At 63.6% G+C, this 654-nt stretch carries 1 protein-coding gene and 1 pseudogene; both read right to left on the bottom strand.

The genetic code is table 11. The features are described from left to right. Window positions 1–300, bottom strand: a pseudogene (locus tag NJ4_RS24880) (2-oxoacid:ferredoxin oxidoreductase subunit beta); the annotation flags it as partial. Window positions 301–330: 30 nt separating this feature from the next. Next, on the bottom strand, window positions 331–609 hold the full coding sequence (gene fdxA / locus NJ4_RS24875) for a ferredoxin (RefSeq protein ID WP_067442145.1): 279 nt from the start codon (window positions 607–609) through the stop codon (window positions 331–333). Between the last annotated feature and the right edge of the window lie 45 nt (window positions 610–654).

Raw genomic sequence — 654 nt, 5'->3', positions numbered from 1 at the left:
GGAGGGTGCACGACCGTGGATGGAGTGCATGCCGTAGGTGTCGAGGTAGTAGGGGAAGCGGGAGGAGCAGCCGATGCCGGAGATGAACACGACGTTCTCGCGGCGGATGGAGAGTTCGGGCAGGAAGTTCTGGACGGCTTTGAGGACGGCGTAGTCACCGCAGCCGGGGCACCAGCGGACCTCTTGGTCGGAGGTGAAGTCCTTGCCGGTCTGCTTCTCCTGGGTAGTGGGTACGCCGTCAGTGCCGGAACGCAGCCCCGGGAACGGCAAATCTTCGGTGGTGGTGCGGGCCTGTGTCATGACCGGGTCATCCTTTCGAGTGCCGGTGCGTCAGGGCACGGGTGTCCGTCTTGGCCGCCCGCCGGGAGATCCGAGTGTGGTGAAGAACGCGCTGTTGAGCGCGATGAAGGCGGACTGCTCGTCGGGTACGTCGTCCTCGTAGAAGATGGCTTCGACCGGGCACACCGGTTCACATGCTCCGCAGTCGACGCATTCGTCGGGGTGGACGTAGAGCATGGTGCGCCCTTCATATATGCAGTCGACTGGGCACTCGTCAACGCATGCCTTGTCCTTCACATCCACACAGGACGAGCCGATGACATAGGTCATGGTCAGATCGCTCCCTGGGCCGCGGCGGCGTCAAGGTCGACGGTG

Source organism: Nocardioides jensenii JCM 1364 = NBRC 14755 (assembly GCF_001552535.1).
In the GTDB taxonomy this organism is placed as follows: domain Bacteria; phylum Actinomycetota; class Actinomycetes; order Propionibacteriales; family Nocardioidaceae; genus Nocardioides; species Nocardioides jensenii.
Note: the sequence above shows the minus strand (reverse complement) of the source record. Positions and strands in the feature narration are given on the sequence as shown.

Excerpts from the sequence above, each read along its gene's own strand:
- fdxA (WP_067442145.1), bottom strand. The coding sequence starts at position 609 with ATGACCTATGTCATCGGCTCGTCCTGTGTGGATGTGAAGGACAAGGCA.